Below are 6763 nucleotides of genomic sequence, written 5' to 3' on the forward strand. Positions count from 1 at the left end.
GTGCGAATGCAATGGCAACCGCACCTCCCGATTATGCGTGAGGAAACGCGGGGGCACCAGCATTCTTGGGCCTATAAGCGCAGCATTTGTCAAATCAGGTGCCCATTCCCTCGGTTAAACAGCGGAAATGACCGAAAAGACGACATTGCCGCCTATGCATGACCATGGACAGACCCGTGCAACCGGCCGAGCAGTCGGACGGCCCGGACTGCGTTGCGCCAAGGACGGGAAGCTCAACGGCCCGCCACACGCTCCCCTTTGTCATTGACGACCTGTTCACCGTCTTCCTTGCTGAACGCACCCCGCTGCGGCGTGAGCAGGATGTCCAGCACGGCTTCCGAAGGCCGGCACAGGCGCGTGCCTAACGGCGTAACGACGATGGGCCGGTTGATCAGGATGGGATGGGCCAGCATCGCGTCGATCAGGGCTTCGTCGGCCAGCGTGGCGTCGTCCAGGCCAAGATCCTTGTAGACAGATTCCTTTTCCCGGATTACCTCTCGCAGCGGCACCGCCATTTGCGCAACCAGCTCCCGCAGCGCCTCCCGCGTTGGCGGGGTTTTCAGGTATTCGATGACCTCGGGTTCGATGCCGGCATTGCGGATCAGCGCCAGCACATTGCGCGACGTGCCGCATTGGGGGTTGTGGTAAATCGTGACGGCGGAAGGCATAAGTTTCACTCCTGAAAAGGGATTGGTTGCATCGATTCAATAATTCAATTATATTTGAATTATGGAAGCATTAATCCCAAACCTTGATTTTCCCCCGCTTGAGGAAGGTTCTGCCGTGAAGGCCCTGGCAGCGCTGGCGCAAGCCCAGCGCCTGCGCGCGTTCCGCGCCCTCGTCGTCGCCGGGCCTGACGGATTGACGCCGGGCGCGATGGCCGAACAACTGGGCGTCGCACCGAGTGCCCTGTCTTTCCATCTCAAAGAGCTCTCACACGCCGGCCTCGTCAACAGCGAGGCGCGCGGGCGCAACCTGATCTACCGCGCCAACTTCGGGCAAATGAATGCGCTGCTCGGCTACCTGACAGAGCACTGCTGCGAAGGCGGCACTTGCGAGGTAGCCACCCAGGCCGATTGCAGCAACTGCTGAACGCCACTACGCGATTACGCGCCACACCTCCATCACCCACAGAGCCAATCCAACACCACCACCCAAGGAGAGCCCCATGAAACGCTTCCATGTCCACGTCCACGTGAAAGATCTCGAGCAGAACATCGCCTTTTACTCGGCCATGTTTGACCAGCAGCCGGCCCGCACCGAAGCCGACTACGCCAAGTGGATGCTCAGCGACCCACCGGTCAACTTTGCCATTTCGACGCGCGGAAATGCGCCCGGCGTGGACCATCTGGGCATTCAGGTCGACAGGCCCGAAGAGCTGCAGGCCCTGAAAGCCAGCGCCACCCGCGCCGACATGACACTGCTGGATGAAGGCCCCACCACCTGCTGCTATGCCCGCAGCGATAAATACTGGCTGACCGACCCGCAGGGCATCGCCTGGGAGCAGTTCCACACGCTGGACAGCATTCCTGTTTTCAGCGAGTCGAAACCCACACCAAATAAGGCCACAGCCCAATCCTGCTGTGCGCAAGCAGCTAGAAATACTGTAGCAACCGTACAGCTTTCCGAAGCCCCACGATCGGCCCAAGGCACCAAAGCCTGCTGCTAAACAACGGCCAAGAGAAGAAGCCCCCCATGACAACGCAACCCATCAACGTCCTTTTCCTGTGCACCCACAATTCAGCCCGCAGCATCTTGGCCGAAGCCGTGTTGAACCATATCGGCCAGGGCAGGTTCAAAGGCTACTCGGCAGGCAGCAGCCCGCGCGAAAACCAGCAGCCCAATCCGTTGGGGCTGCAGACCCTGCGCACCGCGGGCATTTCCATCGAAGGCCTGCGCAGCAAAAACTGGGACGAATTCGCCTTGCCAGACGCACCACACATGGATCTGGTCATTACGGTTTGCGACAACGCGGCGGGTGAGGCCTGCCCCTTCTGGCCAGGCCATCCCGCTACTGCGCATTGGGGTTATGCGGATCCGTCCGAAGGTGACGGCACGGAGGCACAAAAACTGGAAGCATTCCGCCAGACCCTGCATGCCATTCGCCGCCGGCTGGATCTGCTGGTCAACCTTCCGYCAGCCCATATTGGCAAGCTGATGCTGCAAACCAGCGCGCGTGATCTGGCCCGCTCATGAGCCAGGCGATAAACATCACTCCCGCAGAAGCCCCCAAGCCTTTAGCACAGCAACTCCTCGCGGAATTCGTCGGCACCGCTGCCCTGCTCTGCGCCGTCATCGGCTCGGGCATCATGGCCGAGCGCTTGAGCGGCGGCAACATGGGTGTGGCCCTGCTGGCCAACACACTGGCCACCGTGTGGGCGCTGTATGTGCTGATCGAGCTGCTCGGGCCGGTCAGTGGCGCGCACTTCAATCCGTTGGTCACCCTTGTTATGTGGTCAAAAGGCCCTGTAACCCACAAGGGACGAGCGCAAGCAGCTATTCTTTTCATAGCACTCCAGTTGCTGGGTGCTGTAGCCGGCGCCTGGCTGGCGCACGCCATGTTTGACATGAGCGTGCTGCAGTTCAGTACCAAACTGCGCAGCGGCTGGGGCCAGTGGCTGGCCGAAGCGGTGGCCACGGGCGGATTGATTTTTGTCGTGCTGCGCGCCCCTGCGGCCAAGGCGCCAGCGCTGGTCGCCTGCTACATCGGCGCAGCGTACTGGTTCACCGCCAGCACCTCGTTTGCCAACCCGGCCGCCGTGCTGGGACGCATGTTGTCAGACAGTTTTGCCGGCATTGCGCCCGCCAGCACGGCAGGTTTTGTGGCTGCCCAGGCTGCCGGTGCGTTGGCGGGCGTGGCCCTGCACCATGCGCTCGGCCGGCAGCAGGCCGTGGGCCAAGGCTGAAACGCAGGCGGCGAATCAAGGCACCGCGTCCGTCCTTGGTACCCTTGTGGCTGTGACACCGAAAAGCCGTTCCGCCACCGTCGTCCAGCTGGGCATCGCACAAACGCTGGCATGGGCCTCCAGCTACTACCTGCCGGCAATTCTGGCGGTACCCATGGCACGCGACCTCGGCGTCGGCACACCCACCGTGTTTGCTGCTTTTTCTGCCGCGCTGGTGGTCTCCGCAGTGCTGGGTCCGGCTGCGGGCAAGGCCATTGACCGGCACGGCGGAAGGCCAGTGCTGGCCGCGAACAGCCTGGTTTTTGCCGCTGGGCTGGTGGTGCTTGCGATGGCGCAGGGGCCGGTGGGCCTGTTTGCCGGCTGGGTGATTCTGGGCGTGGCCATGGCCGCGGGCCTGTACGAAGCGGCCTTTGCCGCGCTGGTTCACCTGTACGGGAAAGACGCGCGCGGCGCCATCACCGGCATCACCCTGTTTGCTGGTTTTGCCAGCACGGTGGGCTGGCCCTTGTCGACCTGGCTGGAGCTTGAATGGGGCTGGCGCGCGGCCTGTCTGGCCTGGGCCGCATTGCACTTGCTGGTGGGGCTGCCACTGAACTGGCGGCTTCCGGCTTCGCCCAGGGCGGGCATTGCCGCCGGGGCTCACCCCGATACGAATCAACCCGAAGTGCCAGCGCACTCTGCGGCATCCGCACCGTCCCCCTCCTCCAGTTCTTCCACGTCTTCCAGCTCCTCTTCCGCCTCCAACACCGCCCGCACCGCACTCCTGCTGGCGCTGGTGTTTGCCGTCACCTGGTTCATCAGCACGGCCATGGCCGCACACCTGCCGCGGCTGTTGCAAGCCCACGGCGTGCCACTGGCTACGGCACTGGTCTTTGCCGGACTCGTCGGCCCCGCACAGGTTGCGGGCCGGCTGCTCGAATACGGCCTGCTGCGCAACATCCACCCGCTGGTGTCAGCACGGGTGGCCGGCTGCCTGCACACGCTGGGCGCAATGGCGTTCCTGTTTTTCGGCGTACCGGCCGGCGCGGTGTTCACCCTGCTGCACGGCGCCGGCAATGGCGTACTGACAATTGCCAAAGGCACGCTGCCGCTGGTGCTGTTTGGCGTGCGGGATTACGGCGCGCGCCAGGGATTGTTGATGGTGCCAGCCCGCTTTGCGCAGGCCACAGCGCCCTGGCTGTTTGGCCTGGCGATTGACCGTTTTGGCAGCGGCGCGCTGTGGTTTTCAGCAGCGCTGGGCTTGGTGGCTTTCGCGGCGTTGATGTTGCTGCGGGATCCGTCCCGCCCGGCCAGCCAAAGCGCCTGAAATCGTCAATCCAGCCACTTCTGGAGAAACTGCGCCTGCCCCATGGCCGGATCCAGCTGATAGCCGGCAAAACCGATGCGTTCATAAAGCTTGATGGCGCTGCGGTTGCCCTGCAGCACCTCCAGTGTCAGTTTGCAGGCGCCGCGTTCGCGTGAAATCTCGTCCACCAGCGCGAGCATCTGCTCGCCGATACGCTGGCCACGGTGGCCGGGCAGCACGGCCACGTCATGGATGTTGACGAGCGGGCGGCAGGCGAAGGTGGAAAAGCCCTCAATGCAATTGACGAGGCCGACAGCCTTGCCGCCGCTAAAGGCCAGCACGCTGAAGGCATGCGGGCGTTTGGCGAGTTCACTGACGAGATGTTTCTTTGCAAAATCGCTGAGCGGCTTGGCGCCGCCGGCCGGGTCTTGCGCATAGGCGTCGAGCAATTGCACAACAGCGGCGGCATGCACGGGATTGCCGTAGTCGGCGCGGCAAACCTGCAGCGGGCTTTCGGAAGGGTTGGAGGATTCGGTCACGCGATGCGCTTTCAGTGCAGACAATCGGATGATTCTAAAGACGGCGCGCAAAGCAGAGCGCAAACCGGGATTTAAAGCCAGTACAACTCTCTGGCGTTGCCACCCATGACGGCCGCCTGGCTCGCCACGTTGAGCGGCGCAAGCAATTGTTGCGTCTCGCCCCACCACTGCGCGTAGCTGCCGGCCAGCTCCAGCACGGGCCAGTCACTGCCCCACACCACACGCTGCTCACCAAAACTTTTGAGCACGCGCTTGCCCCAGCGCGTGACAGCGCCGGCAGCCGGCTTCGGCCCGGCCTCGGTCATCAGGCCCGACAGTTTGCAATAGGCCTGTGTCTCGCCGGCAATGCGCAGCATGTCGTTGGCCCAGGGCTGCCACTGGCCCGCAGCGATGTCAGGTTTGGCGGCATGGTCTATCACCATGCGCAAATCCGGGTGCCGGCGCGCCAGTGTCACGATATGCGGCAGGTGCACTGGCTTGACCAGCGCATCGAACACCAGGCCGCACTCCACCATCGCCTGCAGGGCCGGCGCCAGCGCTGGCTGCAATATCCATTGTGTATCGGCAATGTCCTGCAGCATCGGGCGCAGTCCCTTGAGCCGGGGGTGGCGGGCCAGCGCCGCTATGCGGGCAGGTGCGTCGGGCGACAGCATGTCCACCCAGCCGACCACACCCAGCACACCGGGGCTCGCATCGGCCTGCGTCAGCAAAAAATGTGTTTCGGCTTCAGTGGCTGCGGCCTGTACCAGCACGCCGCCCCGCACACCCAATGGCGCAGACTGCGCCTGCCAGTCCTTCACGGCCACATCGCGGTAGATCGGCGCCAGCTCCGGTGTCAGCCAGCCGTAGTCATCGCGCGCCAGCTGCCAGCAATGAAAGTGCGCGTCGATCACTGGAAACGATGTCATGGCGTCAGCACCTCGGCGGGCAGCAGGCCCTGCGTGCGCAGCGCAGTCCAGAACTCCGGCGGGATGGGGTGCGCCATCATGGTCACGGCGTCCGTCCATTCGCTGACTTTTCGGGCACCCAGCATGAGGCTGTGCACGGCCGGGTGCGCCAGCGGAAACTGCAGCGCAGCGGCGCGCAGTGGAACACCGTGCGCCTCACAAACTCCTTCAATTTTCGCGGTCCGCTCCAGCCATTCGCGCGCGGCCGGCGCGTAGTTGAAAGTTGCAGCACCGCCGCGCGTCCCGGTGGCAAGAATGCCCGAGTTAAATGCACCGCCCAGCGCGATCCGCACGCCGCGCGCCAGGCACTGCGGCAGCAAAACAGGCAGCGCACTGTGGTCCAGCAGGCTGTAGCGGCCGGCCAGCATCAGCACATCCAGATCGGCTTCGCGCAACACGTCCAGTACGACGCCGACATCATTGGTGCCCAGCCCGATGGCACGCACAAGGCCTTCGCGTTTCAGTTGCTGCAGCGCCGGTAACGTGTCGTCAATCAGCTGGCGCAGTACGGCCCCCGCGTCGGCGCCATGGGTTTGGGCGTCCGGATCGTGAATGTAGACACTGTCGAGCCGCGACATGCCCAGCCGCTGGAGGCTGTCTTCCACGCTGCGGCGCGTGCCCCCAGCGCTGAAGTCCCAATGCTGGTTAAAAGGCAGGATGTCGACATAGCCGTGCTGGGCGGTCGCGGCATGCCCGTCGGGTGTCAGGATGCGGCCGACCTTGCTGGACAGGGTGAAGCTGTCCCGTGGCCGGGAACGCAGTGCATCGCCCATCCGCCGCTCCGACAGCCCATGACCGTAATGCGGTGCCGTGTCAAAACTGCGGCAGCCGCCAGCCCAGGCGGCATCCACCAGCGCCTTCGCCTCTTCGTTGCTGACGGCCGAAAACAGGTTCCCCAGCGGCGCGCCGCCGAGCCCGAGCCGAAGGGATGTGGGACTGGAAGAGGTGGAAGTCATTTCAACATGCCGGTAAAACCGCAGTTCCGGGTAAACACCAATAAAAGTTCAGCAATGTTATAGCTAACATGTCAGTCATCCAACCCGGAGAAACCCGCAGCCTGAAAAGCCGGGCGGATCTGGGCTATTG

The 6763-nt window shown here is 63.7% G+C and carries 9 protein-coding genes; 5 read left to right on the forward strand and 4 right to left on the reverse strand.

Annotation, left to right across the window (positions count from 1 at the left end; translation table 11 throughout):
* Positions 1–233: 233 nt before the first annotated feature.
* Positions 234–668, reverse strand: a complete 435-nt coding sequence (arsC, locus tag AC1D1X_RS12095) for an arsenate reductase (glutaredoxin) (protein ID WP_477670917.1) — start codon at positions 666–668, stop codon at positions 234–236.
* A gap of 61 nt (positions 669–729) precedes the next feature.
* Between arsC and AC1D1X_RS12100 the strand changes: the two genes are divergently transcribed.
* The 5 genes from AC1D1X_RS12100 to AC1D1X_RS12120 all read left to right on the forward strand — a co-directional run bounded on the left by AC1D1X_RS12100 (position 730) and on the right by AC1D1X_RS12120 (position 4212).
* Positions 730–1092 (forward strand): ArsR/SmtB family transcription factor, encoded by a 363-nt coding sequence (locus AC1D1X_RS12100; protein WP_477670918.1) that lies wholly within the window; start codon positions 730–732, stop codon positions 1090–1092.
* Positions 1093–1168: 76 nt separating this feature from the next.
* A complete protein-coding gene (locus AC1D1X_RS12105; RefSeq protein ID WP_477670919.1) occupies positions 1169–1669 on the forward strand; it encodes an ArsI/CadI family heavy metal resistance metalloenzyme in 501 nt (166 codons plus the stop codon).
* Positions 1670–1695: 26 nt separating this feature from the next.
* Positions 1696–2196: an arsenate reductase ArsC gene (locus tag AC1D1X_RS12110; protein ID WP_477698346.1), complete on the forward strand. Its 501-nt coding sequence runs from the start codon at positions 1696–1698 to the stop codon at positions 2194–2196.
* Positions 2193–2906 (forward strand): aquaporin, encoded by a 714-nt coding sequence (locus tag AC1D1X_RS12115; RefSeq protein ID WP_477670921.1) that lies wholly within the window; start codon positions 2193–2195, stop codon positions 2904–2906. The genes AC1D1X_RS12110 and AC1D1X_RS12115 overlap by 4 nt, the downstream gene beginning before the upstream one ends.
* Positions 2907–2958: 52 nt before the next feature.
* Complete coding sequence (locus tag AC1D1X_RS12120; RefSeq protein WP_477671218.1) at positions 2959–4212, forward strand: MFS transporter; 1254 nt, start codon at positions 2959–2961, stop codon at positions 4210–4212.
* Between the two features lie 5 nt (positions 4213–4217).
* Here AC1D1X_RS12120 and AC1D1X_RS12125 read toward each other — a convergent pair whose 3' ends face one another.
* The 3 genes from AC1D1X_RS12125 to AC1D1X_RS12135 are packed head-to-tail and all read right to left on the reverse strand — an operon-like array spanning position 4218 to position 6633.
* The gene (locus tag AC1D1X_RS12125) at positions 4218–4745 is read right to left on the reverse strand and encodes a GNAT family N-acetyltransferase (RefSeq protein WP_477671219.1); all 528 of its coding nucleotides are present in this window, start codon (positions 4743–4745) and stop codon (positions 4218–4220) included.
* 56 nt (positions 4746–4801) lie between these two features.
* Positions 4802–5638 carry an amidohydrolase family protein gene (locus AC1D1X_RS12130; RefSeq protein WP_477670922.1) on the reverse strand — a complete coding sequence of 279 codons (837 nt, stop codon included), beginning with the start codon at positions 5636–5638 and terminating at the stop codon, positions 4802–4804.
* Positions 5635–6633, reverse strand: a complete 999-nt coding sequence (locus tag AC1D1X_RS12135) for an aldo/keto reductase (RefSeq protein ID WP_477670923.1) — start codon at positions 6631–6633, stop codon at positions 5635–5637. Before AC1D1X_RS12135 ends, AC1D1X_RS12130 begins: the two co-directional genes overlap by 4 nt.
* Between the last annotated feature and the right edge of the window lie 130 nt (positions 6634–6763).

This window comes from Polaromonas sp. P1_G4 (assembly GCF_056405475.1).

Excerpts from the sequence above, each read along its gene's own strand:
- arsC (WP_477670917.1), bottom strand. The coding sequence starts at position 668 with ATGCCTTCCGCCGTCACGATTTACCACAACCCCCAATGCGGCACGTCG.
- AC1D1X_RS12100 (WP_477670918.1), top strand. The coding sequence starts at position 730 with ATGGAAGCATTAATCCCAAACCTTGATTTTCCCCCGCTTGAGGAAGGT.
- AC1D1X_RS12105 (WP_477670919.1), top strand. The coding sequence starts at position 1,169 with ATGAAACGCTTCCATGTCCACGTCCACGTGAAAGATCTCGAGCAGAAC.
- AC1D1X_RS12115 (WP_477670921.1), top strand. The coding sequence starts at position 2,193 with ATGAGCCAGGCGATAAACATCACTCCCGCAGAAGCCCCCAAGCCTTTA.
- AC1D1X_RS12130 (WP_477670922.1), bottom strand. The coding sequence starts at position 5,638 with ATGACATCGTTTCCAGTGATCGACGCGCACTTTCATTGCTGGCAGCTG.
- AC1D1X_RS12135 (WP_477670923.1), bottom strand. The coding sequence starts at position 6,633 with ATGACTTCCACCTCTTCCAGTCCCACATCCCTTCGGCTCGGGCTCGGC.